Source organism: Thioclava sp., assembly GCF_048263065.1.
Taxonomy (GTDB): domain Bacteria; phylum Pseudomonadota; class Alphaproteobacteria; order Rhodobacterales; family Rhodobacteraceae; genus Thioclava.
The window spans coordinates 48,646-72,707 of record NZ_JBLXEM010000007.1; the positions used below are offsets into that span (position 1 = coordinate 48,646).

General features: G+C 60.9%; 24 protein-coding genes. 17 read left to right on the forward strand and 7 right to left on the reverse strand.

Features of this window, described 5'->3' with window-relative positions; all coding sequences use genetic code 11:
- Positions 1-157 precede the first annotated feature (157 nt).
- Positions 158-1,585: a metalloprotease TldD gene (gene tldD / locus ACN0SD_RS11600; RefSeq protein WP_417808404.1), complete on the reverse strand. Its 1,428-nt coding sequence runs from the start codon at positions 1,583-1,585 to the stop codon at positions 158-160.
- Between the two features lie 168 nt (positions 1,586-1,753).
- Between tldD and coxB the strand changes: the two genes are divergently transcribed.
- The 11 genes from coxB to ptsP all read left to right on the forward strand — a co-directional run bounded on the left by coxB (position 1,754) and on the right by ptsP (position 12,854).
- Positions 1,754-2,632, forward strand: a complete 879-nt coding sequence (gene coxB / locus ACN0SD_RS11605; protein ID WP_417808405.1) for a cytochrome c oxidase subunit II — start codon at positions 1,754-1,756, stop codon at positions 2,630-2,632.
- Positions 2,633-2,665: 33 nt separating this feature from the next.
- Positions 2,666-3,598, forward strand: coding sequence for a heme o synthase (gene cyoE / locus ACN0SD_RS11610; protein WP_417808406.1), 933 nt, complete (start codon positions 2,666-2,668; stop codon positions 3,596-3,598).
- 3 nt (positions 3,599-3,601) lie between these two features.
- Positions 3,602-3,823: a hypothetical protein gene (locus ACN0SD_RS11615; protein WP_417808407.1), complete on the forward strand. Its 222-nt coding sequence runs from the start codon at positions 3,602-3,604 to the stop codon at positions 3,821-3,823.
- Positions 3,820-4,407 (forward strand): cytochrome c oxidase assembly protein, encoded by a 588-nt coding sequence (locus ACN0SD_RS11620; RefSeq protein WP_417808408.1) that lies wholly within the window; start codon positions 3,820-3,822, stop codon positions 4,405-4,407. Before ACN0SD_RS11615 ends, ACN0SD_RS11620 begins: the two co-directional genes overlap by 4 nt.
- A gap of 19 nt (positions 4,408-4,426) precedes the next feature.
- Positions 4,427-5,230 carry a cytochrome c oxidase subunit 3 gene (locus ACN0SD_RS11625; RefSeq protein WP_417808409.1) on the forward strand — a complete coding sequence of 268 codons (804 nt, stop codon included), beginning with the start codon at positions 4,427-4,429 and terminating at the stop codon, positions 5,228-5,230.
- A gap of 84 nt (positions 5,231-5,314) precedes the next feature.
- Complete coding sequence (locus tag ACN0SD_RS11630) at positions 5,315-5,992, forward strand: SURF1 family protein (RefSeq protein ID WP_417808410.1); 678 nt, start codon at positions 5,315-5,317, stop codon at positions 5,990-5,992.
- A gap of 9 nt (positions 5,993-6,001) precedes the next feature.
- A complete protein-coding gene (gene thrC, locus ACN0SD_RS11635; RefSeq protein ID WP_417808411.1) occupies positions 6,002-7,399 on the forward strand; it encodes a threonine synthase in 1,398 nt (465 codons plus the stop codon).
- Positions 7,396-8,655 (forward strand): M16 family metallopeptidase, encoded by a 1,260-nt coding sequence (locus tag ACN0SD_RS11640; protein WP_417808412.1) that lies wholly within the window; start codon positions 7,396-7,398, stop codon positions 8,653-8,655. The genes thrC and ACN0SD_RS11640 overlap by 4 nt, the downstream gene beginning before the upstream one ends.
- Positions 8,655-9,239, forward strand: coding sequence for a GNAT family N-acetyltransferase (locus ACN0SD_RS11645; RefSeq protein WP_417808413.1), 585 nt, complete (start codon positions 8,655-8,657; stop codon positions 9,237-9,239). The genes ACN0SD_RS11640 and ACN0SD_RS11645 overlap by 1 nt, the downstream gene beginning before the upstream one ends.
- A 75-nt stretch (positions 9,240-9,314) precedes the next feature.
- On the forward strand, positions 9,315-10,568 hold the full coding sequence (locus ACN0SD_RS11650; RefSeq protein ID WP_417808414.1) for an aspartate kinase: 1,254 nt from the start codon (positions 9,315-9,317) through the stop codon (positions 10,566-10,568).
- Between the two features lie 42 nt (positions 10,569-10,610).
- The gene (gene ptsP, locus ACN0SD_RS11655; RefSeq protein ID WP_417808415.1) at positions 10,611-12,854 is read left to right on the forward strand and encodes a phosphoenolpyruvate--protein phosphotransferase; all 2,244 of its coding nucleotides are present in this window, start codon (positions 10,611-10,613) and stop codon (positions 12,852-12,854) included.
- Positions 12,855-12,867: 13 nt separating this feature from the next.
- Here the strand turns inward: ptsP and ACN0SD_RS11660 are convergent, their stop codons facing one another.
- Positions 12,868-13,623, reverse strand: a complete 756-nt coding sequence (locus ACN0SD_RS11660; RefSeq protein ID WP_417808416.1) for an EcsC family protein — start codon at positions 13,621-13,623, stop codon at positions 12,868-12,870.
- Positions 13,624-13,676: 53 nt separating this feature from the next.
- Positions 13,677-14,159 (reverse strand): GNAT family N-acetyltransferase, encoded by a 483-nt coding sequence (locus tag ACN0SD_RS11665; protein WP_417808417.1) that lies wholly within the window; start codon positions 14,157-14,159, stop codon positions 13,677-13,679.
- Positions 14,160-14,227: 68 nt separating this feature from the next.
- On the opposite strand from ACN0SD_RS11665, the gene ACN0SD_RS11670 reads away from it, so the two are divergent.
- Positions 14,228-14,821, forward strand: a complete 594-nt coding sequence (locus ACN0SD_RS11670; RefSeq protein ID WP_417808418.1) for a flavin reductase family protein — start codon at positions 14,228-14,230, stop codon at positions 14,819-14,821.
- On the opposite strand, the gene ACN0SD_RS11675 is transcribed toward ACN0SD_RS11670, so the two are convergent.
- Positions 14,818-15,684 carry a DMT family transporter gene (locus ACN0SD_RS11675; protein ID WP_417808419.1) on the reverse strand — a complete coding sequence of 289 codons (867 nt, stop codon included), beginning with the start codon at positions 15,682-15,684 and terminating at the stop codon, positions 14,818-14,820. The two genes, ACN0SD_RS11670 and ACN0SD_RS11675, sit on opposite strands and share 4 nt — an antisense overlap.
- 137 nt (positions 15,685-15,821) lie before the next feature.
- Here ACN0SD_RS11675 and ACN0SD_RS11680 point away from each other — a divergent pair, with 137 nt between their 5' ends.
- From ACN0SD_RS11680 to ACN0SD_RS11695, 4 genes are read left to right on the forward strand one after another with little or no spacing between them, the layout of a single operon-like run.
- Positions 15,822-16,688: an S-methyl-5'-thioadenosine phosphorylase gene (locus ACN0SD_RS11680; RefSeq protein WP_417808420.1), complete on the forward strand. Its 867-nt coding sequence runs from the start codon at positions 15,822-15,824 to the stop codon at positions 16,686-16,688.
- Entirely contained in the window at positions 16,685-17,947 is a 1,263-nt protein-coding gene (locus ACN0SD_RS11685) for an SDR family oxidoreductase (protein WP_417808421.1), read from the forward strand. The genes ACN0SD_RS11680 and ACN0SD_RS11685 overlap by 4 nt, the downstream gene beginning before the upstream one ends.
- Positions 17,947-18,423, forward strand: coding sequence for a DUF2269 family protein (locus ACN0SD_RS11690; protein ID WP_417808422.1), 477 nt, complete (start codon positions 17,947-17,949; stop codon positions 18,421-18,423). The genes ACN0SD_RS11685 and ACN0SD_RS11690 overlap by 1 nt, the downstream gene beginning before the upstream one ends.
- A gap of 4 nt (positions 18,424-18,427) precedes the next feature.
- Complete coding sequence (locus ACN0SD_RS11695) at positions 18,428-18,970, forward strand: adenine phosphoribosyltransferase (RefSeq protein WP_417808423.1); 543 nt, start codon at positions 18,428-18,430, stop codon at positions 18,968-18,970.
- 110 nt (positions 18,971-19,080) lie between these two features.
- Here the strand turns inward: ACN0SD_RS11695 and ACN0SD_RS11700 are convergent, their stop codons facing one another.
- From ACN0SD_RS11700 to ACN0SD_RS11710, 3 genes are all read right to left on the reverse strand, one after another.
- Positions 19,081-20,484, reverse strand: coding sequence for an FAD-binding oxidoreductase (locus tag ACN0SD_RS11700; protein WP_417808424.1), 1,404 nt, complete (start codon positions 20,482-20,484; stop codon positions 19,081-19,083).
- 41 nt (positions 20,485-20,525) lie between these two features.
- Positions 20,526-20,966: a DUF1178 family protein gene (locus tag ACN0SD_RS11705; protein WP_417808425.1), complete on the reverse strand. Its 441-nt coding sequence runs from the start codon at positions 20,964-20,966 to the stop codon at positions 20,526-20,528.
- Between the two features lie 70 nt (positions 20,967-21,036).
- Positions 21,037-22,245, reverse strand: coding sequence for a 3-deoxy-D-manno-octulosonic acid transferase (locus ACN0SD_RS11710; RefSeq protein ID WP_417808426.1), 1,209 nt, complete (start codon positions 22,243-22,245; stop codon positions 21,037-21,039).
- 169 nt (positions 22,246-22,414) lie between these two features.
- Between ACN0SD_RS11710 and ACN0SD_RS11715 the strand changes: the two genes are divergently transcribed.
- Positions 22,415-24,010, forward strand: a complete 1,596-nt coding sequence (locus ACN0SD_RS11715) for a GMC family oxidoreductase (RefSeq protein ID WP_417808427.1) — start codon at positions 22,415-22,417, stop codon at positions 24,008-24,010.
- Positions 24,011-24,062: the final 52 nt, after the last annotated feature.

Below are 24,062 nucleotides of genomic sequence, written 5' to 3' on the forward strand. Positions count from 1 at the left end.
ACTCCCTTTCTGACTCGTTAGTGTTAACAAGTCGTTACTAGATCCGGAGTTGAGGCGATTTTTGTGAAAATTTTTCGTGTTTAAGTTGAGGGGCCTATGCGCGCGCTTAATTCGACCGTCCAGAGACCGTCGGGGCGTATGCAGATTTGGCTAAGATTTAGCGCGCCGCAGATCCGCCAACGGTCAGCCCACCGATCATCAGCGTCGGTTGCCCCACGCCCACGGGCACCCATTGCCCCGCCTTGCCGCAATTACCGATGCCCGGATCCAGCGCCAGGTCGTTACCGATAGCCCGGATTTGACGCATCGCCGTGGGGCCATCACCGATCAAAGTGGCGCCCTTGACTGGCGCACCGACAACCCCGTTTTTCACGCGATACGCTTCGGTACAGTTAAAGACGAACTTTCCATTGGTGATATCGACCTGACCACCGCCAAAGCCCACCGCGTAGATCCCGTCCTTGAGATCGGCCAGAATCGCGCCCGGCTCGGCGTCGCCATTGAGCATATAAGTGTTGGTCATGCGCGGCATTGGCGCGTGGGCATAGCTTTCGCGCCGCCCGTTGCCCGTGGGATTGACGCCCATCAGCCGCGCGTTCTGGCGGTCCTGCATAAAGCCGACCAGCACGCCATCTTCGATCAACACGTTCTTGCCCGAGGGCGTGCCCTCATCATCAATCGAGATCGAGCCGCGCCGATCCGGGATCGTGCCGTCATCCAGCACGGTCACGCCCTTGGCCGCCACTTGCTGCCCCATCAGCCCGGCGAAGGCCGAGGATTTCTTGCGATTGAAATCGCCTTCAAGTCCGTGACCCACCGCTTCATGCAGCAGCACTCCGGGCCAGCCGGGGCCAAGCACCACATCCATCTGCCCCGCAGGCGCAGGCTCAGCGCGTAGGTTTACAAGGGCGATTCGCAGGGCCTCGGAGACGACGGGTTTCCAATGCGCAGGCTCAATCAATCCCGTCAGCCCGAACCGCCCGCCGCCACCATGGCCACCAGATTCACGTTTGCCGTTTTCCTCGACGATGACCGACACATTGAGCCGCGCCATCGGGCGAATATCGCTGACCAAGCCGCCTTCGGGGCGCAGGATAAAGACCTCTTGCAGGCTTGCCCCCATGCTGACCGAAACCTGCACCACGCGTTTATCCAATTCGCGGGCATAGGCGTCGATTTCGCGCAGGATGTCGATCTTGGCGGCAAAGGGCGTGTCCGAGACTGGATCGACGTCACTATATAGATGCAAATTGGTGCCTTGGGGTGGCGGTGCCATCTCGCCGCCGCCATCGCCCACGGCGAGACGTGCGGTTTCGCTGGCGCGGCGCAGCGCAGATTCGGAAATCTCGGTGGAATGGGCGTATCCCGCCACCTCGCCCTTGACGGCGCGCAGACCGAATCCCTCGGAGGCATCATAAGATGCCGTCTTGACGCGACCATCATCAAAGACCAGCGCCTCGGACCGGCGTTGCTCTAAAAACAGCTCGCCATCTTCGGCGCCAGCGGTGGCCTCACGCAGCAGATGCAGGGCCGAAGACTGATCGAGCGCAGTCTCGAAAGGGGCAAAACGGTCCTGCTGGGGCATTGGGTCTCCAAACGTATGTGATCAATTCTGACAGATTGTCGCAGCTTTTGCTTGCGATCCCCCTCTAATATGATTTTAAACTAAGATCATACAACGGGTGACCGATATGGGAGTGTCGGTTTCCTGTTAGGCGGCTGGGAGTGTCGTCATAAGGGAGAAATGGGAATAATGCGTTTTGCAAGCAACAGTCGCGCGTTCGCGGCCGCTGTCACATCGTTTTTGCTGACGGCTTTTGTCGCCGGGCAGGCCTCGGCTCAGGACATGATCAAGGGGCTGCCGGTGATCGGCAAGCCGCATCTGGGCGGAACCGGGTTCCAACCGGCCTCGTCAAACATCGCGGAAGATCAGCAATGGCTGGATCACATGCTGCTGGTGATTGTCGCCGCGACATGCGTCGTCGTCTTTGCGCTGATCTTCTATGCGCTGCTACGCTTTAACAGCCGCGCCAATCCGACGCCGCGCAAGTTCACCCACAATGCGCCGCTGGAAATCACCTGGACGCTGGTGCCGGTGGCCATTCTGGTTGTGATCGGGGCGTTCTCGCTGCCCGCACTTTGGAATTCGCAGGAAATCCCCGAGGGTGACATCACCGTCAAGGTCACGGGCTATCAGTGGTACTGGGGCTATGAATACCCTGATGAGGGCGTCAGCTTTGATTCGATCATGCTGGGCAAGGATGAACTGGCTGACCACGGCTATGCGCCGGATGAATATTTGCTGGCCGCTGACAATGCGATGGTCGTGCCTGTGGGCAAGTCGATCGTGGTGCAGGTCACGGGATCTGACGTGATTCACAGCTGGACCGTGCCGGCCTTTGCGGTGAAACAAGACGCCGTTCCGGGCCGGATCGCGCAATTGTGGTTTAAGGCTGATCAAGAAGGTGTGTATTTCGGGCAATGCTCGGAACTGTGTGGCACCAACCACGCGTATATGCCGATCGTGGTGAAAGTTGTTTCACCCGAGGTTTACGCTGACTGGCTTGCCCGCGCGAAAAACGACTTTGCTTCGGTCGAGGCAAGGCAGGCGATCCAGGTCGCGCAGAACTGAGCGCGTGACATTGGCACCTGAAAGGCAGCGTAGATGAGTGACATTAGCTATATCCAGCAAGACAACGAGGCCCGGTTTGGCGATTATATCGCGCTGCTGAAGCCGCGGGTGATGTCGCTTGTTGTCTTCACCGCCTTCGTCGGGCTGGTTGTGGCGCCTGTCCCGGTGCATCCCTTTGTGGGATTCGTCGCGATCTTGTTCATTGCGCTGGGTGGTGGTGCCTCGGGCGCGTTGAACATGTGGTATGATGCCGATATCGACCGGATTATGCGGCGCACGCGCAACCGTCCGATCCCCGCTGGCCGGGTGAGTGAGCGTGAGGCGCTGGGCTTTGGCCTCGCGCTGTCGGGCATTTCCTGCGTCATGCTGGCCTTGGCTACCAATGTTTTTGCCGGACTTTTCCTTGCCTTCACGATCTTCTTCTACGTTGTCGTCTATACGATGTGGCTAAAACGCGCGACGCCGCAGAATATCGTGATCGGTGGCGCGGCGGGGGCCTTCCCGCCGATGATTGGCTGGGCTGTGGCCACGGGCGGGATTTCCATCGAATCGGTGGCGATGTTCCTGTTGGTGTTCCTATGGACGCCGCCGCATTTCTGGTCGCTCGCGCTGTTCATGAAGGCAGATTACGACGAAGCCAAGGTGCCGATGCTGACCTCGACGCATGGCCGCACGGTGACGCGCAAACATATCCTTGGCTATGCGCTGGTCCTTGCGCCTCTGGCTGTTGGCATTGGGTTTACCTCGATCGGCGGGCCGCTGTATTTCGCGACGGCAATCGTGATGAATGCGCTGTTCATCAAGGGCGCAATCGCGATTCATGGCCGCTCCGAGGCGCAGGCAGAGGCCGATAAATACGCTGTTGAAAAGCGGTTCTTCTACTTCTCGTTGATCTATCTCTTTGGACATTTTCTGGCTTTGCTGGGCGAGGCTGGGCTCAGCTATCTTGGTATGGGGATCTGGTAAGACATGGCAATCACGCGTGACAGTGAGCTTCACACCCGCCGGTTCTCGCGCAATGCGGGGCTGGGCGTGGTTCTGCTGGGCTTTGTCGCCATCGTTTTCGGCCTGACCGTGGTCAAGGTCGAGCGTGGCAGCAAGCTAGAGGGCTATGACCACCAACCGCGCGTTTCGGCACTGCCTGTCGAGCCGACCAGTGCCGTCCCCGCCAAAACCGAGGTGGAAAAGTGAGCCAATCCCCCCAACAACAGTCGAACACGCGCGTGGTGCTCTCGCTGCTTGCGCTGGTCGTCGTGATGGGGGCGGGGGCTTGGGCGGCGGTGCCGTTTTACAACTGGTTTTGCAAAACGACGGGCTATGGCGGCACGACAAATGTCGCGGAACAATTGCCCGATCATGTACTGGATCGCGAGATCACCGTGCGCTTTGATGCCAATGTGGCGCGCGACATGCCGTGGGAATTCAAACCCGTCAAGACCGAGATGAAGCTGAAAATTGGGCAGAACGGGTTGGCCTTTTATGAGGCCTACAACCCCACCGACCGCGTGATCGCGGGCACGGCAAGCTATAACGTCTCGCCCGATGTGGCGGGCTACTATTTCGACAAGATCCAGTGTTTCTGCTTTACCGAGCAAGTCTTGCAACCCGGCGAGCGGGTGCAAATGCCGGTCAGCTTCTTTGTCGATCCAGAGATCGTCAATGATGCCGATGCGAAACGGATCAAGTCGCTGACACTGAGCTACACTTTCTACGAAACCGATCTGCCCGAGCAACACGCCTCGGTCCCGCCTTTGGCGGCAGAGACGGTCAATTAAAGCCATCGGAGGGAGACGCATGGCCCACGCAAAGAACCACGACTATCACATCCTGCCGCCCTCAATCTGGCCGTTACTGGGCGCGCTGGGCGGTTTTATCATGCTGTTCGGGGCCGTCATGTGGATGGCTGGCATCACGCATTACATGTTCTTCGCCGGGCTTTTGGTGGTGCTTTATACCATGTATGGCTGGTGGTCTGATGTTGTCCACGAGGGCGAAGTTGGCGACCATACGCCTGTCGTCGCGATCGGGCTGCGCTATGGCTTTATCTTGTTCATCATGTCCGAGGTGATGTTCTTTGCCGCCTGGTTCTGGAGCTTCTTCAAGCATGCGATGTATCCGATGGGCCCGCAAAGCCCGGCGGTGGATGGTGTTTGGCCCCCGGCGGGCATCCAGACGTTTGACCCGTGGCATCTGCCGCTGATCAACACGGTGATCTTGCTGCTGTCGGGCGTGACGCTGACTTGGGCACACCACGCGCTGGTGCATGACAATGATCGCAAGGCGGTCAAGCAAGGCCTGATCCTTACGGTGGTGCTGGGCTTCAGCTTTACCGTGTTGCAGGCCTATGAATACAGCCATGCGGCCTTCGGCCTGTCGGGCAATATCTACGGCGCGAACTTCTTCATGGCGACGGGCTTTCATGGCGCACATGTGATCATCGGCACGCTGTTCCTGCTGGTCTGCTTGATCCGTATTACCAAGGGCCAGATGACGCCGGATCGTCATGTCGGCTTTGAAGCGGCGGCCTGGTATTGGCACTTTGTCGATGTGGTCTGGCTGTTCCTATTCGCTTCGATCTATGTCTGGGGCAGCGCGTAAGCGCCCCCTTTTGGCTGGCTTTCAGACGGCGCGGGGGGTGACCTTCGCGCCGTTTTCGTGGCGCGCCGTATTTCTGGAGGGGCAATGACCCGTTTTGTATTTCCGTTACTGCTGGGCGTGGTGGGCTGCGCGATCCTGATTTCGTTGGGCGTATGGCAGCTCAACCGGCTGGAATGGAAACGCGCGATGCTGACCGAGATTTCCGCCAAGATCGGCGGCGATCCGCAAGAACTGCCGCCCGAAGGCACCGATACTCAGGCGTTGAAATATCATCCCGTGGATTTAGCGGGCGGCACGACGGGACAGGAGATTCTGGTGCTATCGGGGCAGAAAGGTGTGGGCGCGGGTTATCGCGTGATTTCCGCGTTTGAGACCGGCGATGGCCGCCGCATCTTGCTGGATCGCGGATTTCTACCCGAGTCGGGCCGCGATAGCGCCCGTCCGCCCACCGCGCTGATCGTCACGGGCAATCTGCACTGGCCCAATGAGACCGACAGCTACACCCCGCCCCCTGATGCCAAGACGGGCCTTTGGTTTGCCCGCGACGTGCCCGCGATGGCTAAGGCGCTGGGAACTGAACCGATCCTCGTTGTCGCCGCTCAAGTTCAGGGCGACGCGCAAGGCATCACCCCCGAGCCGATCACCATCACCGGCATTCCCAACGATCACCTGCAATACGCGATCACTTGGTTTTTGCTCGCAATCGTCTGGGCCGGGATGACAATCTTTCTTCTGTGGCGTATCAGGCGGCAACCGATCTAAGGATTGAGCATGCGTTATGTTTCCACACGGGGGCAGGCCCCGGTTCTGAATTTTGGCGATGCGATGCTGACGGGCCTTGCGCGCGATGGCGGTTTGTATGTGCCCGAAACCGTTCCCCAGTTTAGCAGCGATGAGATCGCGGCACTGGCCGGGCAGCCCTATGAAGAGGTCGCCTATCGGGTGATGAAGCCCTTCGTCTCTGAGACGTTCAGCGAGGAAGAGCTGCGTGGTGCGATCAAGCGGGCCTATGCGGGCTTTGATCACGCGGCGCGCGCCCCGATGGTGCAGCTTGCGCCCAACCACTTCTTGCTGGAACTGTTCCACGGCCCCACCCTCGCGTTCAAGGATTTCGCGATGCAGGTGATCGGGCAGTTGTTCCAGATCGAGCTGGCGAAACGCGACCAGAAGATCACCATCGTCGGTGCGACTTCGGGCGATACCGGCTCTGCCGCGATTGAGGCGTTTCGCGGTCTGGATAATGTCGATCTGTTCATCCTGTTCCCGCATGGCCGCGTTTCCGAGGTGCAGCGTCGCCAGATGACCACGCCGATTGAGGGCAATGTGCATGCGCTCGCGATGGATGGCGATTTCGACGATTGCCAAGGCAAGCTGAAGGATATGTTCAACGATTTCACCTTCCGCGACGAGGTCGGGCTGGCGGGTGTGAACTCGATCAACTTCGCCCGCGTGCTGGCACAGATCGTCTATTTTTTCACCGCCGCCGTGGCCTTGGGCGCGCCCCATCGCAAGATCAGCTTCACAGTGCCCACCGGCAATTTCGGCGATATCTTTGCTGGCTTCCTCGCCAAGGAAATGGGTCTGCCGATTGAGCGTCTGGTGATCGCGACGAACCAGAACGACATTCTGCATCGCTGTCTTGAGGTAGGCGATTACACCAAGCGCGGCGTGACGCCCTCTATCAGCCCGTCGATGGATATCGAGGTGAGTTCGAACTTCGAGCGCGCGCTGTTCTGGGCCTACGGCAAAGACGGGGCGGCGATCTCGGCGCTGATGGACGAGCTGAAAACAGACGGTAGCTTCACCGTTTCGCCCAACGCCATCGGGGCCTTGCGCGCAGTCTATGACAGTGGTGCGGTCGGTGAGGGGCGCACGATGGAAGAGATCGGCGACAGCTTGCGCGAAACCGGTGAATTGCTGTGCCCGCATTCCGCCGTGGGCGTGAATGTTGCCAAGGAGGCGCTGGCGCGCGATCCGTCCACGCCGATGGTAACACTCGCTACGGCGCATCCCGCCAAATTCCCCGATGCGGTCGAGGAGGCCACGGGCATCCGCCCCGCCTTGCCGTCGCGCATGGCCGATTTATTTGAGCGAGACGAGCGCGTCACCCGCGTACCCAATGACCTTGCCGCCCTTGAGGCGCTGATCCGTGAAAGACGCCGTAAATGATTGAAATGACGACCCTGAAAAACGGGCTGCGTATTGTGACCGAAAAGATGCCGGGGCTGGCCTCGGCCTCTATCGGGATCTGGGTTACGGCGGGCGGGCGCCACGAACGCCCCGAGCAGAACGGCATCGCACATTTTCTGGAGCACATGGCATTCAAAGGCACGAAATCGCGCACTGCGCTGCAAATTGCCGAGGCGATTGAAGATGTGGGCGGCTATATCAACGCCTATACCTCGCGTGAGATGACCGCCTATTACGCGCGTGTTTTGCAGGCCGATGTGCCGCTCGCGCTGGATGTGATTTCCGATATTCTGCTCAACCCGATTTTCGATCAGCGCGAAATCGAGGTCGAGCGTGGCGTGATCTTGCAAGAGATTGGGCAATCGCTGGATACGCCCGACGATGTGATTTTTGACTGGCTGCAAGAGGCGGCCTATCCCAACCAGCCGATGGGGCGCACGATCCTTGGTCCGGCGGAGCGTGTGCGCGCCTTTGCGCGTGACGATCTGTCGGGATTCGTGCGTGAACATTACGGCCCCGATCAGATGATTCTTTCGGCGGCGGGTGCGGTCGATCACGCCGATATCGTCAAACGCGCTGAGGCGATTTTTGGCGGCATGGCGCCCTCGCTCAACCCCGCGCCAGAGCGCGCTGCTTGGTCGGGCCATGAGCGGCGCGAGGTCAAGACGCTCGAGCAAGCGCATTTCGCGCTGGGCTTTGAGGCACCAAGCTATCGCGATGCCGATCTTTACACCGTGCAGGTCTATTCAACTGCTATGGGCGGTGGCATGTCCTCGCGGCTATTCCAGAAGATCCGCGAAGAGCGCGGGCTGTGCTACACGATTTTCTCGCAGGCCGGGGCCTATGAAGATACCGGCATGTTCACGATCTATGCGGGCACTTCCGGTGAGGAGATCAAGGGGCTATCGGAACTGACCGTGGACGAGATGAAGCGCGCCGCCGAGGATATGTCTGAGTCCGAGATCGCGCGCGCCCGTGTGCAGATCAAGGCGGGGCTCTTGATGGGGCTTGAGGGTGCTTCTGCGCGCGCCGAACGCATGGCGCGCAGCCTGCATGTCTGGGGGCGTGTGCCCAGCATCGAAGAGGCCTCGGAGCGCATCGACGGCGTCACCCGCGACGCTGTGCGCGCCTTTGCTGAACGGCTGGCCGATAGCGGGCGCACGGCGCTGGCGCTCTATGGTCCGGTAGATGAGGCGCCCTCGCTGCAATCCGTGCGCGAAAGGCTTGCTGCGTAATGTTCCAGCGTCGTCGGCAGGTGCGCATTGAGACGGAGCGCATGACGTTGCGCCCGCCCCAGCACGGCGACTATGGCGCTTGGTCCAGCCTGCGTGCCGAAGGACGTGATTTTCTGGTCCCGTGGGAGCCAAGCTGGTCACCAGATCACCTGAGCCGCAAGGCGTTTTCCAATCGGGTGTATTGGGCCGCGCGGGCGGTTGCGTCCGATACGGCATTGCCGGTGTTCCTGATCCGGCGTGACGATCAACGCTTTCTAGGCGCGCTGACGCTGGACAATATCCGTCGCGGACCGGCGCAGGCGGGCACTTTGGGCTATTGGGTCGGGCAGCGCCATGCGCGCCAAGGCTATATGCGCGAGGCCATCGAGGCTGTGGTGCATTACGCCTTTACCACGCTCGATCTCAGCCGAATCGAGGCCGCTTGCCTTCCCGAAAATGCCGCCTCGCGCGGGGTGCTGGAAAAATCCGGCTTCAAATACGAGGGCGTGGCGCAAAGCTATCTGCAGATCAACGGACGCTGGCGCAATCATGTGCTGTATTCCAACCTGCGATCTGATCGACGCGGGCGCACGGATGTCGGCTGAGCGCGCACGCCAAATCCCTTGCGTGTGCGTGCGCTTCGCGCTAGCAGGGGCGCGATTAAGCCCAAGGGGGTTTCGATGCCAATTCTGGTAATGAAATTCGGCGGAACGTCGGTTGCCGACCTCGACCGGATCGCGCATGCAGCCGCAAAGGTGCAGCGCGAGGTTGAACGCGGCTATGATGTGATCGTCATCGTCTCGGCCATGTCGGGGCGCACCAATGAATTGGTGAACTGGGTCGAGACCACATCGCCGTTTTATGACGCGCGCGAATATGACGCTGTGGTTTCGTCGGGTGAGAACGTGACCGCCGGGCTGATGGCGCTGCGCCTGCAGGAGATGGGCGTATCGGCGCGTAGCTGGCAGGGTTGGCAGGTGCCGATCAACACGACCTCGGCGCATAGCGCGGCGCGCTTCACGTCGATCCCGCGCGACAATCTAGATGCGAAATTCGCCGAAGGGTTCAAGGTCGCGGTGATCGCTGGTTTTCAGGGGCTGAGCCATGAGGGCCGGATCACCACGCTGGGCCGGGGTGGCTCGGACACGACCGCTGTGGCCTTTGCCGCCGCCTTTGGCGCCGAGCGTTGCGATATCTACACCGATGTGAACGGTATCTACACCACCGATCCGCGCGTGTCGGACAAGGCGCGCAAGCTCGACCGGATCGCGTTTGAAGAAATGCTGGAACTGGCAAGCCTTGGCGCGAAAGTGCTGCAAACCCGCTCGGTTGAGTTGGCGATGCGCTACAAGGTGCCGCTGCGTGTGCTAAGCTCTTTTGAAGAAACCGACGAGAAATCGGGCACTCTGGTCTGCGACGAGGATCTAATCATGGAATCGAAAGTTGTCTCCGGCGTGGCCTTTTCGCGTGAAGAGGCGAAAATGACACTGGTCACGGTCGAGGACCGCCCCGGTATTGCTGGCGCGATCTTTGGGCCGCTCGCCGATGCGGGTGTAAATGTCGATATGATCGTGCAGAACATCTCGGAGCATCAGGCCAAACATGCGGTGAAAGTCACCGACATGACCTTTTCCTGCCCGATCAACCAAGTGCCGCGCGCCCGCAAGGCGATGGAAGATGCCCGCGACGCCGGATTGATCAATTTCGACGATCTGATTGCAGATGAAGATGTCGCTAAGATCTCGGTTGTTGGCATTGGCATGCGCAGCCATGCTGGTGTTGCGGCGCAGATGTTCAAAGCGCTGGCTGCTGAAAACGTCAACATCAAGGTCATTGCGACATCGGAAATCAAGATTTCGGTACTGGTGGACCGCAAATATCTGGAACTTGCGGTTCAGGCCCTGCATGATGTGTTCGAACTGGACAAAGCCTGATAGATTTTGACAGGCCTTCCACACGGGGGCGCGAATTTTTTAATGGTGGACTATAGCGATAGCGATAGTCGCACGCTGCTCAAGCGGCTGCGCGACACGCTGGCGACCGATGGCGATGGTCAGGATCGGCTGAACCGGATCACCCATTTGATCGCGGATTCGCTGGGTACACAGGTGTGCTCGATCTATCTGTTTCGCGACCCTGAAACGCTGGAATTGTGCGCCACCGAGGGGCTGAACCCCGAAGCTGTGCACCACACGCGCATGCGCCTTGGCGAAGGTCTGGTGGGGCGTGTTGCGCGCTCGGGGCGTCCGATCAACACCGCTGACGCCCCCTCCGAGCCCGGTTTTCGCTATATGGCCGAGACGGGCGAGGAGATTTATTCCAGCTTTGTCGGCGTGCCGATCCAGCGCGTGGGGGAAAAGCTGGGCGTTTTGGTGGTGCAATCCAAGGAAAAACGCTCGTTTACCGAAGACGAGCTTTACGGCCTTGATGTCGTCGCGATGGTGCTGGCCGAAATGACGGAACTTGGCGCATTCGTCGGGGGCGAGAACGCCGAGATTGGTGCAACCCACCGCTTTCCGTCGATGTTTCGCGGCACCTCCGGCCAAGAGGGCGCCGCCGAAGGCCGGGTCTGGCTGCACGAACCGCGCGTTGTTGTGACCAATCCCGTTGGCGAAGACCCCGAGGCCGAACAGGCTCGTCTTGATGCTGGCATCAAAGAATTGCGCGAGCGCGTCGACGAGATGTTGGGTAATATCAAGGTGATAGACAAGGATCAGCGTCAGGTTCTTGAGACCTTCAAAATGCTGGCGGCCTCCAAGGGCTGGAAGCGCCGGATGAGCGAAGACATCGACGCCGGCCTGTCCGCCGAAGCTGCGGTCGAGAAAGAACAGAACTCCGCGCGCGCCCGCATGAAGCTGGCCCCCGATCCCTACCTGCGCGAGCGGCTAAATGATCTGGACGATCTGTCCAACCGCCTGCTGCGCATCCTGACGGGGCAGGGCAGCGATACCGGGGCGGAAATGCCCGAAAACCCGGTACTTCTGGCGCGCAATATCGGGCCTGCAGAGCTGCTGGATTACGACCGCAAGCTCAAGGGCGTGGTGCTGGAAGAAGGCTCGGTGGGTAGCCATGCCGCGATCGTGGCGCGCGCGTTGTCGATCCCGCTGGTGATCCATGCCGGGCGCATCACCGCCGAGGCGCTGAACGGCGATCAAATTTTGGTCGATGGCGATCAGGGCGTGGTGCATCTGCGCCCCGAGGAAAGTGTCGCCCATGCCTTCCGCGACAAGATCGCGATGCAGGCCGAGGCACAAAAACGCTATGCCGATTTGCGCGATCTGCCCGCGACGGACCTGTCGGGGCAGACGGTTTCGCTGGTGATGAATGCGGGGCTGATGGCGGATCTGCCCTCGCTCAAGGGATCTGGTGCCGAGGGCGTTGGGCTGTTTCGCACCGAGTTGCAATTCCTGACGCGAACCCGCGTGCCGCGCCGCGGTGAGTTGGCGCAGCTTTACGCCAAGGTGATGGATGCCGCCGCTGGCAAGCGAGTGTATTTCCGAACGCTCGATATCGGCTCGGACAAGGTCGTTCCCTACATGAAACCGCAGGACGAGCCGAACCCCGCGATGGGCTGGCGCGCGCTGCGGGTGGGCTTGGACAAGCCGGGCGTGCTGCGGATGCAGTTGCAGGCGTTGCTGCGCGCAGGCAACGGGCGCGCGATGTCGATCATGTTCCCGTTCATCGCGCTGCCCGAGGAATTTTACGCCGCGCGCGATATGCTGTTGCGGGTGCGCGACCGTGAGGCACAGTTGGGCCGACCCGTGCCCGAGGAGCTGAGCATTGGGGCAATGCTCGAAACCCCGTCGTTGGGCTTTGCGCCTGATAGCTTTTACGATGCCTGTGATTTTATCTCGATCGGGGGCAATGATCTCAAGCAGTTCTTCTTTGCCGCAGATCGTGAAAACGAACGGGTGCGCAAGCGCTATGACACGCTCGACACGTCATTCCTGACCTTCCTTGAACGCATCATCGCGCGCTGTGCGGTAGCGAATACGCCGCTCAGTTTTTGTGGCGAAGACGCAGGCCGCCCGATTGAGGCGCTGACCTTCGCTGCGCTTGGCATTCGCACGTTGTCGATGCGCCCGGCCTCAATCGGGCCGGTCAAGCATCTAATCCGGCGCTCGGACCTCACCGAGCTGCGCCAGATCATTCAACGCGCGCGCAATGAGGGGCAGGCCTCGGTGCGGCCCGCCGTGACCAGCTATCTGGCACATTTGTGAGGGGCGTGGCGGCTTAATTTTTTGACAGCCGCGCTACCAGTTCTTCGCGCAACACGCCTTCATCCGCGCCGCTGTCACGTGCCAGCCGTTTCAACCCGAAATGCACCCGCGCGATTTCTTGATAATAGCTGGTGAAGGAATAATTCACCGCAGCGCCCGCCACCGCGCCCAAAACAGGGGCGGCTTGCGCGGCAAGTTTTTGGCCCAGAACGGCGGACAGGCGCGGCGCGACCTTGGCGACAAGCGATTTCAGGCTTGGTCCGGTGATCGTGGTACGCGCGGCCAGAAAGCTTAGATCCATCCCGTCATCATCATCAAGCGGCCCCGCCGAGGCGAAAACGCGCAAACATTCCACCCGCACCTCCTCGGAAGACGGATCAAACCCGTGTTCTGCCGCGATCCCTTGAATCGCGCGCAGCAGCATTGTCACGGTAAAGGGCAATTCCGCCAGCGAACTGCCAAGCCCGCCAGCGCCGCCCGCCGCCCCCATCGCCGCCGTGAGCGTGCGGTTCATCCAGTCGGGGCGATCCGCCACGATCCCGCGCGAGCGTTCCGCCGCCACCATCGCACCAGACAAAGCGTGCTCTGTCGCGCCTTCAAGCCCCGAGCGGACCGGGCCGGGCAGCTTGCCCAACAGGCTTTCGGCAGAGCTGCCGATATAGCCAATCAGATGCATCACCACGCCGCCCGCAGCACGGTGGCGTTTGGCCAGCGCGTCGATTTGCTTGAGTAGGACCGGATCGGTTACCGGGGGAAGAATCTCTGCCATCAAAGCCTCCATGTCTTAACCCCATATATGGGGCCGCTGGGGCGGTTCGGCAATTATCTGGCTTTCTCGACCAGGCCGCGCACATGCTCCCAAGCCCCCGGCACCAGTTCAAGACCCAAGACGCGATCCGGGTTTGTGGGCGGCGGCATCTCGACGCCCTCAAGGCGCTCAAAGCCAAAGCGCGCGTAATAGGGCGCATCGCCCACCAGCAGCACACGTTCCCATCCCAGCCGATGCGCCTCGGTCAGGCTTTCATGTATCAACAAGCCTCCCAAGCCCTCGCCTTGGCGCGTCGGGTGCACGGCAATCGGCCCAAGAAGCAACACCTGCGCCTCGCCGACCCGCACTGGCCAATAACGGATCACAGCGGACAGAATACCGTCTTGGCGCAGGGTCAGGCACAGCGGGCGCACCTTATCGACGCCATCGCGCAGCCGGTAAGACGACAGCGCCGTGCGACCGGGCGCAAAGCACAGGTCATACAGCGCCTCTACCTCCCACCAGTCCCCGTCAGTCTCTTCTTCGAGCTGATACATCGCGCATGCCCTTTTACCCTGTCAGAGGCGGTATCACGCGCTAAGTTCGGGATCAAATAGGAGTGACGATGTTTTACCGACCCCAAGATGGCCATGGCCTACCGCATAACCCGTTCAACGCCATTGTTGCCCCCCGTCCGATTGCGTGGATCTCCACGCGAGCGGCGTTGGGCGACAACCTTGCGCCGTATTCATTTTTTAACGCGGTCGCCTATACGCCGCCGCAGGTAATCTTTGCCTCGACCGGGGTGAAACCGGATCGCGAGGGCACTAAGGACAGCGTGGCGCAGTTGCGTGAATCGGGGGTGTTTTGCGTGAACCTCGTGACCTCGGCGCTGAAAGATCAGATGAATGCCTCTTGCGCGAATTTCCCTGCTGGCACGGATGAGTTTACGCAATGCGGGATTGAAAAGGCCGAGTGCGAAACAATTATCTGCCCGCGTGTGGCACAGGCTCCCGCGGCACTGGAATGTCGCGTGGTGCAGGTGATTAAGCTGCTCGGGCAGGCCAATTTTCTTGTGCATGGCGAGGTGACGGGCATCCACATTCAAGACGCCTGTCTGCACGATGGTCGCTATCTGCCCGCCGACCGGCTGTCTCGGCTGGGCTATCACGATTATGCTGCCGTGAGCGATCTGTTCGAAATGAAGCGGCCCGATTAAGCCAACCGGCGCGCGTGGCGCTGTTCCAGCAACGTATATAGCCCGCTTGCCACAATCAGAACCGAGCCGATGATCATCGCGCCATCGGGGCGCTCGCCAAAGACCAAAGCGCCAAGGATCAGCGCAAAAATCAACCGCGTGTAGCGGAACGGCGTTATGACCGAGACCTCGCCCATGCGCATCGCCTTGGTCAGCGCCCAATATGCGAAGGTGCCAAAACACACCGCGCCCGCGATATCGCGCAGCGCGACCCCGTCGGGCAGGCCAGCCCCCCCGGTGATCGCCAAAATCAGCGCGCCGGTCGGCACCAGCATTGCAAAGCCGTAAAAGCTAAGCTGGAAATTTGACAAAACGGGTGGGCAGGCTCGGGTGGCCAAATCGCGCCCCGCAAAGCCAAACATGCCCAGCACAGTCCACATAGCGGCTGGCACAAACCCCTCAAGCCCCGGCCGCAACACGATCAGCACGCCGAGAAATCCGATCCCGATAGCAATCCAGCGCCGCGCCGAGACGCGCTCGGAAAAAACAATCGCTGCGCCTGCGACGACGACAAGCGGGGTTGCTTGCAAGATCGTCGAGGCGTTCGTCAAAGGCGTCAGCGCGATGCCCAACGTGTAGCCAAGCCGCCCCACCACTTCCAAACATAGCTTGATCAGCATCGGCGGGGACAAGATTGCGCGATGCCCTAACGACTGCCCGCGCGCCGCAACCAGCGTGGCAAACACTGCCATACCGCCAAGGCCAAAGATCATCAAAACGATCCCGACCGCGACATGGGAGGCGGCGGATTTGACGAACATATCCTCCATCGAGAAGGCCGCCATCGCCGCCACCATCAGGATCGATCCGCGTATATTTTCCACTGCCAACCCCCTCGCGCAATCGCTGCGCCCCTGAGCGCCGATAGACTGCTCATCACGGTGCCGCAATCCCCTTTTATCGCGCGCCCGCTGCGCATAGGCTCGCGTCGACATCAAATGACAGCCAAGGGATTTGCGGAATGGACAGGATGATCGGGGTGATCGGCGGCTCGGGCCTTTATGAAATCGACGGGCTGGAAGATGCCACTTGGGTCAGTCTGGAAACGCCGTGGGGCGCGCCCTCGGATCAGGTTTTGACGGGTGCTTTGAATGGCGTCAAAATGGCATTCTTGCCGCGTCACGGGCGGGGCCACGTGCACACGCCTACGACTGTGCCCTACCGCGCCAATATCGACGCGATGAAACAGCTTGGCGTGACCGATCTGGTCGCTGTGTCGGCTGTTGGTTCGCTGAGAGAGGCCTATGCGCCTGGCGATTTCCTGATCGTGGATCAATATATCGACCGCACTTTTGCGCGTGAAAAATCGTTCTTTGGCCCCGGTTTAGTTGGCCATGTTTCGGTGGCGCATCCGGTCTGTGCGCGCCTCGCGGGTCAATGCGCAACCGCCGCGCAATCAATCCGCGTGCGCGTGCATCAAGGCGGCACCTACATTGCGATGGAAGGGCCGCAGTTCTCGACCAAGGCGGAGAGCGAGCTGTATCGCAGTTGGGGTGCGGATGTGATTGGCATGACCGGCATGCCAGAGGCCAAGCTCGCCCGTGAAGCCGAGATTTGCTATGCCTGCATCGCGATGATCACCGATTACGATTGCTGGCATCCCGACCACGACGCGGTGGATGTGGCCCAAGTGATTGCGGTGGCGCAGAAAAATGCGTCCAAGGCGCGTGACCTCGTGACCGCGCTGCCCGCGCTTTTGGCGGGGCCTGTCAGCGATTGCAGCGAGGGGTGCTCTCATGCGCTTGATAGCGCGATTATGACCGCTCCGGCCAAGCGCGATCCTGCGATAATGGCGAAGTTGAAAACCGTGGCAGGTCGCGTCTTGTGAAAGTTCTGCTGCTGGGCGCGGACGGGTTTATTGGCCGTCACGTCGCCTTCTTCTTGCGGGGTCAAGGGGTTGAGGTGATCGCCTGCGCGCGCTGCGTCTCGCGGCTTGAGCAGATGGGTTTTGCCACGCTGCGCGCTGATTTAGGCGATCCGCAAACCCATGACCCCGCGTTTTGGCGCTCGCGTTTGGCAGGCGGGGTGCATGTGGTAAACTGCGCAGGACTCTTAACCGGGCCCGAGACCGCGTTTCGCACGGTGCACATATGCGCCCCCAAGGCCGTTCTTGCGGCGCGTGATGGTGGGCATCTGGTTCATATTTCCGCCGTAGGAATTGATCACGCTGATACGCCGTTTGCCCAGTGGCGTCGCGAAGGCGAGGCGCGGCTGACGGGTCAATCAAACGTGACCGTCCTGCGCCCCGGTCTGGTGCTGGGTGAGACGTCATATGGCGGCTCATCCGCCCTGCGCGCCTTTGCGGCGCTGCCGTTTCTGCGTCCGGTGGTTGGCACTGGCACGCAACCGTTCAACCCGGTCCATGCCAGCGATCTGGCAACGGTGATTTTTGAGTGTCTGAGCACCCCGCCCGGTTTCGGTCCCTATGACATCGGTGGCCCCGAGACACTGAGCCAATCGCAGCTTGGCGCGATGTATCGGCGCTGGCTGGGGCTGCGCGCTGTGCCCGAGTTGTGCTTACCCAGCCCGGTCGCCCGCGTGCTGGGGCGGCTTGGCGATTGGCTGGCGCTTGGGCCGATCTCCTCCACGGCGGTGGCGCAGCTTGATGCGGGAGTTTTGGCCGACCCGACCGATCTGCTGCAAGCCATCTCAAAACGTCCGCGCAGCGCAACCGCGTTCATCGCCGCGCGTCCCGCAGGCACGCAAGATTTGTGGCACGCGCGGCTTTATCTGCTCAAGCCGCTGACCCGGCTTGTGCTGGCGGTGATGTGGCTTGGCTCGGGCGTGGTCGGGCTAATGGCCCCGATGATGGCGGTGATCGCCACGGTGCCAAGCCTGCCCGCCGCCATCGCGATGCCACTGGCGCGCAGTGGTGGCGTGGTTGATCCGGCGATCGGCGTGGCGCTGTTGACCAATTGGCAGCCAAAGGCGACGGCCATCGCTCAGTTTCTGGTCGTTGCCGGATATACGCTTGGCCTGTCGATCCTGTCGCCCGGCCTCTGGCTGGATCCGATTGGCGGGATGCTGAAAAACCTGCCGGTGCTTGCGCTGCTTCTGATCCATCTCGCCCTTGTGGATGAGCGCTGATGGACTGGTATCTGATCGGCAAATGGCTGCACATCTTATCCTCGACGGTGTTGTTCGGCACTGGCATCGGCACGGCTTTCCAGATGGTTTGGGCGATCCGCACGCGCCGCGTCGAGACGATCCATTCGGTGGCCTCGGGTGTTGTCGTGGCCGATTGGATATTCACCACACCTGCGGGCATCTTGCAGCCGCTGACGGGACTGTGGTTGATCTTGCTACAGGGGTGGTCGCTGAGCGAGCCGTGGTTGCTGGCAAGCTATGCGCTCTATGTTTTGGCGTTTCTCTGCTGGGTTCCGGTGGTGCGCCTGCAAATGCAGATCCGCGATCTCGCAGACACCGCATTGCAAACGGGCCAGCCGCTGCCCGCCCGCGCCCTGCGGCACTATCGCCTCTGGTTTGCGCTGGGCTGGCCTGCTTTTCTTGGCCTTCTCGGCGTTTTCTGGCTAATGGTGGCCAAACCCCAATTCGGAGCCTGATCAGATGAGCCCCCAGACCAAAACTGTCAAAGATTACATCCGCACCATCGCCGATTTTCCCCATGAGGGGATCATGTTTCGCGATGTCACCACGCTGTTTGCCGATCCACGCGGGTTTCGCATGGCAATTGATCAGATGCTGCACCCGTGGGCGGGCCAGCAGATCGACAAGATCGTCGGGCTTGAGGCGCGCGGGTTTATTCTGGGTGGCGCAATTGCGCATCAACTTTCCAAGGGCTTCGTGCCGATCCGCAAGAAGGGTAAGCTGCCTGGCCAGACGATCTCGCAGGCCTATAAACTGGAATATGGCGAGGCGGTGATGGAGATGCATGAGGACGCGATCCAACCCGGCGAAAAGGTGCTGATCGTCGATGATCTGCTGGCAACGGGGGGCACTTGCGGGGCCGGGATCAAGCTGATCGAGCGCGTGGGGGGTGAGATTGTGGGCTGTTCGTTCATCGTCGATCTGCCGGAATTGGGAGGGCGCAAGCTGCTGGAGAAACTGGGAATGAATGTGCATGTTCTGTGCGAGTTCGACGGCGCTTAACCAAATCTCAATGGGAATCACGGATAGCTATGCAGGGCTGATGGTTCGGCTGCTTGCAAACACGTGAACCAAAGCGCTGCACCTCGTCAGAGTGATCTGACGGGGTGCATTCAGTTTTGCGCCAGCACCGCGCCGGGGTTCAAGATGCCGTTCGGGTCAAGCGCGGCCTTGATGGCGCGCATCGCGATCAGCTTGCCGGGGTCTGCGTAGCGTTCCAGATCGCGCACTTTCACCCGCCCGATCCCGTGTTCTGCCGAGATCGAGCCTCCAAATCCATCCACCAGATCATAGACCACCTGCGCCACGCGCCCGCGCAGGTTTTCGTATTCCGCCCGGTTGCGCCCTTCGGCGGGGAAAGCGTTGAAATGCAGGTTGCCATCGCCGACATGACCAAAGCAGTTAATCCGCATGTCCCCCAGCGCAGCCAGTTCGCGGCGTGCGGTGCCGATGAATTCCGCAAGCTTGGGCAAGGGTAGCGAAATGTCGTGGCTTGAGATTGAGCCGATACGCTTGTTCGCCTCGGGCAGGCTTTCGCGCAGGCCCCACATCTGCGCGCGCTGTGTGTCGGAACTGGCAATCACCCCGTCGCTGACAAGACCCTCTGCGGCCTCAAATAGCCCCGCCAGCGCGTCTTGCGGATCAAGGCCCTCGGGCAGGCCGATTTCTATCAGCACCGACCATTTGGGGCGCTGCGCAAAGGGTTGATGCACCTGCGGGCCGACCGCATTGAGAAACGCCAAACCTTGCCCCGCGATCAGTTCAAACGCGGATACGCAGCCGGGCATGCGCGCCTCGGCCAGTTCCAGCAAGGCCAGCGCTGCGGCCGGATTGGGCACCACCATCATCGCCGTGCCAAGCGCGGCGGGGCGCGGGAATAACCGCAGCGTGGCCGCCGTAATAACGCCAAGCGAGCCTTCGGATCCGATCAGCACGTCCTTGAGATCATAGCCCGTATTGTCCTTGCGCAGATGGCGCAGGCCCGAGATCACCGTGCCATCGGCCAGCACCGCCTCAACCCCCAGACACAGCTCGCGCGCATTGCCGTAGCGCAGCACGTTCACGCCGCCCGCATTGGTGCCCAACACACCGCCGATCTGCGCACTGCCTTGGCTGGCGATGGTCAGGGGAAAAAGTCGTCCCGCAGTTTCGGCAGCGTCATGGGCATCCTGCAGGGTTGCCCCGGCCTCGATTTCAAGCACATGGCCCGTCACCGCGCGCACGGCATTCATCTTTTCAAGGCTCAAGATGACCGGCGCAGGACCGGTTTCGATGATCTGCCCACCAACCAACCCGGTGCCCCCGCCATAGGGCAGCACGCCGACGCGTGCAGCGTTGCAGGTGCGCAAAACGTCGACCACCTGCGCAGTGTTTTGAGGGCGCACCAGCAGCCCGCCATTGCCCTGATGGCGGCCGCGCGGCTCTTGCAGATAGCGCGGCTCGGGGGCGTCAATGCGCAAGTCGGGGACGGCCTGCGTCAACTGCACCGCGAAGGCTTGATCGGCAGGATTGAGCATTGTGTCTCCTTCAACGTGCAACCGTTGGATGCTGAAACGGTTCAGTTGGTTTTGCGACCGCTCAGGAAGGGCAGGGGGAGAACGGGTATCCCTTCTTCCAACATTTTGCGCGCCTCTTCCAGCTTTGCCTCGCCGTGGATCGCACGGGTGGGGCTGTCGCCGCTATGCATCGCGCGCGCCTCGGTGGCGAAATTTACCCCGACATAATCCGAATTTTTCTCAATCTGGCGACGCATCATGGCGAGGGCCTGCTCGGTTTCATTTTGCGGGGTGGACAGCGGGCGTTCCGGAGCCTCGGATTTTACCGTCTTGTCACGCGCGGGCGTCACAGACGGGGCCATCAGGCTTTTGGAGATCGCCGTGGAACCACAGATTGCGCAGTCAAGTTGCCTAGCAGTCGCAAGCGCCTCGAACCCATCGGCCGAGGGGAACCAACTATCAAATCGATGGCCCTGATCGCATTGCAAAGTGTAGCGGATCATCTTACGAAACTCCGTTCTGATACCTCAGCAGATAAGCAAAATCCGCCGCAATGCAAGGGGTTTGGCACGTTCAGAGCCGCGCGCGCACGGCCCTAGCCAAGGCAGAAATATCTGCCGCTGGCCCTAATGCAGTGGTCGCGGCCTGCGTTAATTTGGTTTGATCAGCGGCGCTTATGGTGGCCATCGCATCGGCAAGATCCGCGGTGGTTTTACACAGTACTGCACCCCCTTGCTCATCAAGCGTAGCGTAAGCGTCGCGGAAGTTTTCGACATGCGGGCCGTGCAGGATGGCGCAGTGATGGGCGGCGGGTTCGAACGGGGTGTGCCCGCCTTTTTCCACCAGAGAGCCTCCCACGAAACAGATCCCGGCGCTGGCATACCAATTGTCCATCTCGCCCATCGTGTCGGCAAGATAGACTTCGGCGCTGGGCGGATCACCCATCGAGCGGGTGGTATGGGCCAGCCCCGCCTTGGCAATCAGCGCGGCGATCTCGGGGGCGCGGCGCGGGTGACGCGGCGCAAGGATCAGGCGCAAGTCGGGACGGTGCGCGCGGGCCTGCGCGAACGCGGCCAGCACCTGCGCCTCCTCGCCCTCATGGGTCGAGGCTGCCAGCACGGTAGTCGCGCGTGGCCAGTCCAGCGGCAGGGCCTCGCGTGTCGCAGTTGCGGTCTTGAGGTTGGTGCAGGGCAGCAGGCGATCCGGCGCCAAGCCCAATGCAAGAAACCGTGCTTCCGACTGCTTGTCCTGCGCCGAAAGCGCGCTGACCTGCGCGACGACCCGCCGCCCCAAGCCGGTCTTGGTCCAACGCGCGCCCGAGCGCGCTGACATGCGCGCGCCGATCACTATCACCGGTATTCCACGCGCCGCTGACAGCACCATGCGATTGGGCCAAAGCTCGTTTTCCACTATGATCAACGCGCGCGGGCGATGGCTGTTTAAAAACCGGGCCACCACCGCGCGATGATCAAGCGGTGCCATCCGCGCCATGATCCGCGCATCGTTCCAGCTATGAGCCAGATCCTGCGCGCTCACGGTATTGGTCGTGATTAGCACGCGCAGCGCGGGATCGTCGGCCAAAAGCGCCTCGATCAACGGGCGTGCCGAGGTCAACTCGCCATTGGAGGCCGCGTGCACCCAAATCGCATTGGAAACACGCGCCCCGCCGCCAAGACGCTGACGCGCCTGCGCACCGCTCTCCGAGCGCCGCAACACACGCCAAACCAGCCACAGCAGAACCGGCAGCGCGATCAGATTGCTCAAAAGTCGATAGGCGAACAACAGGGTTTCTCCGATACTTTCACGTCTTAGATCGGATGCCCCCACCCCGGGGCAAGCCCCGATCAGGCGTTTTCGCAAACTCGTTTTGCGCGATTGGCCCGGTGCGGCCCTTGTTCCTGCGCGCAGCACTTGCGACACTCGCCACCGGAGGCATGTCAGGGAGGGGCGCATGGATCAGTTCGATTACGTTATAGTGGGCGCGGGAAGCGCGGGCTGCGTTTTGGCCAATCGGCTTTCGGCGGACCCCAAAAATCGGGTGCTTCTGCTCGAAGCAGGCGGGCGCGACAATTACCATTGGGTGCATATTCCGGTCGGGTATCTCTACTGCATCGGCAATCCGCGCACCGATTGGGGCTATAAAACCGCCCCCGATCCGGGCCTTGGCGGGCGCGAATTACTGTATCCGCGCGGGCGTATTTTGGGCGGCTGCTCGTCGATCAACGGCATGATCTACATGCGCGGTCAGGCACGAGATTTTGACATGTGGCGTCAAGCCGGTTGCACCGGCTGGGGCTGGGATGATGTGTTGCCCCTTTTCAAAAAACAGGAAGATTTCTACGAAGGCGACAGTGACTCGCACGGTGCGGGCGGCGAGTTGCGCGTCGAAAAAGCCCGCGTGCGCTGGGATATGCTGGATGCGTTTCTTGAGGCTGCCGAACAGGCTGGTTTCCCGCGCACCGATGATTTCAACACCGGCACAAACGAGGGCGGCGGCTATTTTCACGTCACCCAGAAAAAGGGCTGGCGCTGGAGCGCGGTGAAAGCGTTTCTCAAACCAGCGATGGGGCGGCCCAATCTGCGCGTTGAGACGGGGGCGCAGGTCGAACGACTGGTGATCGAAGAGGGCCGGGTGATCGGCATCCGCTATAACCAGAACGGCGAAAGCCGCGAGGTGCGTGCGGGCGAGGTGGTGCTCTCGGCGGGCTCGGTCGGATCGGTGCAAATCCTTGAGATGTCCGGGATCGGGCGCGGCGATGTGCTCAGCGATAATGGCATTACGTCAATTGCCGAAGTGGACGGCGTGGGCGAAAACCTGCAAGACCATTTGCAACTGCGGTTGATTTACAAGGTTCATGGGGTCAAAAGCCTGAACACGATGGCTTCAACGCTATGGGGCAAAGCCAAGATCGGGATGGAATATGCGTTGTTCCGTTCGGGGCCGATGTCGATGTCGCCTTCGCAAGCGGGGGTTTTCACACGCAGCTTTCCCGAAAAGGAAACGCCCGATCTGGAATATCATGTCCAGCCCGTCAGCCTTGATAAGTTCGGCGACGCGGTTCACCCCTTTCCAGCGATGACAGCCAGCGTGTGCAATCTGCGCCCCGAAAGCCGTGGCTCGATCCATATCAACAGCCCAGATTGGCGCGCTCATCCCACAATTGCACCCAATTACCTTTCAACCGAGGGCGATCGGCGCGTGGCTGCGCAAGCCATTCGGCAAGTCCGTCGTGTAACCGAGCAGCCAGCTTTCTCGAAATTCCACCCCGAGGAATACAAACCCGGCCCAAGCTATCAGACCGAGGCCGATCTAGTGCGCGCCGCGGGTGAAATCGGCACGACGATCTTTCATCCCGTCGGCACCTGCCGGATGGGCGCGGATGATGGCGCGGTTGTTGATGAGCGGCTGCGGCTTAAGGCGCTCAAGGGGCTGCGCATCGCGGATGCGTCGATCATGCCGGCGATCACATCGGGCAATACCAACGCGCCCACGATGATGATCGCCGAAAAGGCGGCGGCGATGATCTTGGAGGATGCTAAGCGCTAAGCCGCGTCCCGCACCTTTGCTAAAAAGCATGCCTCCGGCGGGAGTATTTCTG

Coding starts and splice junctions, on each gene's coding strand:
- ACN0SD_RS11630 (WP_417808410.1), top strand. CDS start 5,315: ATGACCCGTTTTGTATTTCCGTTACTGCTGGGCGTGGTGGGCTGCGCG.
- ACN0SD_RS11665 (WP_417808417.1), bottom strand. CDS start 14,159: ATGTATCAGCTCGAAGAAGAGACTGACGGGGACTGGTGGGAGGTAGAG.
- ACN0SD_RS11650 (WP_417808414.1), top strand. CDS start 9,315: ATGCCAATTCTGGTAATGAAATTCGGCGGAACGTCGGTTGCCGACCTC.
- ACN0SD_RS11660 (WP_417808416.1), bottom strand. CDS start 13,623: ATGGCAGAGATTCTTCCCCCGGTAACCGATCCGGTCCTACTCAAGCAA.
- ACN0SD_RS11705 (WP_417808425.1), bottom strand. CDS start 20,966: ATGATCCGCTACACTTTGCAATGCGATCAGGGCCATCGATTTGATAGT.
- ACN0SD_RS11615 (WP_417808407.1), top strand. CDS start 3,602: ATGGCAATCACGCGTGACAGTGAGCTTCACACCCGCCGGTTCTCGCGC.
- coxB (WP_417808405.1), top strand. CDS start 1,754: ATGCGTTTTGCAAGCAACAGTCGCGCGTTCGCGGCCGCTGTCACATCG.
- cyoE (WP_417808406.1), top strand. CDS start 2,666: ATGAGTGACATTAGCTATATCCAGCAAGACAACGAGGCCCGGTTTGGC.
- ACN0SD_RS11625 (WP_417808409.1), top strand. CDS start 4,427: ATGGCCCACGCAAAGAACCACGACTATCACATCCTGCCGCCCTCAATC.
- ACN0SD_RS11715 (WP_417808427.1), top strand. CDS start 22,415: ATGGATCAGTTCGATTACGTTATAGTGGGCGCGGGAAGCGCGGGCTGC.
- ptsP (WP_417808415.1), top strand. CDS start 10,611: ATGGTGGACTATAGCGATAGCGATAGTCGCACGCTGCTCAAGCGGCTG.
- tldD (WP_417808404.1), bottom strand. CDS start 1,585: ATGCCCCAGCAGGACCGTTTTGCCCCTTTCGAGACTGCGCTCGATCAG.
- ACN0SD_RS11670 (WP_417808418.1), top strand. CDS start 14,228: ATGTTTTACCGACCCCAAGATGGCCATGGCCTACCGCATAACCCGTTC.
- thrC (WP_417808411.1), top strand. CDS start 6,002: ATGCGTTATGTTTCCACACGGGGGCAGGCCCCGGTTCTGAATTTTGGC.
- ACN0SD_RS11695 (WP_417808423.1), top strand. CDS start 18,428: ATGAGCCCCCAGACCAAAACTGTCAAAGATTACATCCGCACCATCGCC.
- ACN0SD_RS11680 (WP_417808420.1), top strand. CDS start 15,822: ATGGACAGGATGATCGGGGTGATCGGCGGCTCGGGCCTTTATGAAATC.
- ACN0SD_RS11700 (WP_417808424.1), bottom strand. CDS start 20,484: ATGCTCAATCCTGCCGATCAAGCCTTCGCGGTGCAGTTGACGCAGGCC.
- ACN0SD_RS11640 (WP_417808412.1), top strand. CDS start 7,396: ATGATTGAAATGACGACCCTGAAAAACGGGCTGCGTATTGTGACCGAA.
- ACN0SD_RS11645 (WP_417808413.1), top strand. CDS start 8,655: ATGTTCCAGCGTCGTCGGCAGGTGCGCATTGAGACGGAGCGCATGACG.
- ACN0SD_RS11690 (WP_417808422.1), top strand. CDS start 17,947: ATGGACTGGTATCTGATCGGCAAATGGCTGCACATCTTATCCTCGACG.